This is a genomic window from Kitasatospora sp. NPDC048722 (assembly GCF_040650235.1).
Classification (GTDB): domain Bacteria; phylum Actinomycetota; class Actinomycetes; order Streptomycetales; family Streptomycetaceae; genus Kitasatospora.
This window is the reverse complement of record NZ_JBEZGX010000196.1, coordinates 1-1039: the sequence shown is the minus strand read 5'-3', so window position 1 is coordinate 1039 and position 1039 is coordinate 1. Positions and strand designations below refer to the sequence as shown.

At 69.1% G+C, this 1039-nt stretch carries 1 protein-coding gene; it reads left to right on the top strand.

Annotated features, from left to right (window positions below):
• Nucleotides 1–1039 (top strand): potassium-transporting ATPase subunit KdpA (gene kdpA, locus AB0C76_RS41535; RefSeq protein ID WP_359976024.1); only part of this gene is annotated, 1039 nt, incomplete at both ends.

Sequence of the window (1039 nt, the reverse complement as noted above, 5' to 3'; positions counted from 1 at the left end):
GGCAGTCCTACAGCGGTGAGTCCGCGATGGGCCACCTGGTGCAGATGATGGGCCTGGCGGTGCAGAACTTCGTCTCCGCGGCCGTCGGCATCGCCGTCGTGGCCGCGCTGATCCGGGGCTTCACGCGCAACCGCACCGACCGCGTCGGCAACTTCTGGGTGGACCTCACCCGGATCTCGCTGCGGCTGCTGCTGCCGCTGTCGATCGTCTTCGCCCTGGTCCTGGCCGCCAGCGGCGTGATCCAGAACTTCCACGGCTTCACCGACGTGCACACCCTGTCCGGCGAGGTCCAGAAGATCCCGGGCGGCCCGGTGGCCTCGCAGGAGGTCATCAAGCTCCTCGGCACCAACGGCGGCGGCTTCTTCAACGCCAACTCGGCGCACCCGTTCGAGAACCCGACCGGCTTCTCGAACCTGGTGGAGATCTTCCTGCTCCTGGTGATCGCCTTCGCCCTGCCGCGCACCTTCGGCCGGATGGTCGGCGACAACCGCCAGGGCTACGCGATCGTCGCCGTGATGGGCATCTTCTGGGTCGCCTCGGCCGCGCTCATGACGTTCGCGGAGTCGCAGCACCACGGCACGGCCCTGCAGGCGGCCGGTGCGGCGATGGAGGGCAAGGAGCAGCGCTTCGGCATCGCGGCCAGCTCGCTGTTCGCCGCCTCGACGACGCTGACGTCGACCGGTGCGGTCAACTCCTTCCACGACTCGTTCACGCCGTTCGGCGGCGGTCTGGCGATCTTCAACATGATGCTGGGCGAGATCGCGCCCGGCGGTACCGGCTCCGGCCTGTACGGCATGCTGGTGCTGGCCATCGTCGCGGTCTTCGTGGCCGGCCTGATGGTCGGGCGCACCCCCGAGTACCTGGGCAAGAAGCTCGGCGGCCGCGAGATGAAGTTCGCCTCGCTGTACATCCTCACCACCCCGACGATCGTGCTGGTCGGCACGGGTGTGGCGATGGCGCTGCCGGGCGAGCGGGCCGGGATGCTCAACTCGGGTGCCCACGGCTTCTCCGAGGTGCTGTACGCGTTCACCTCGGCCGC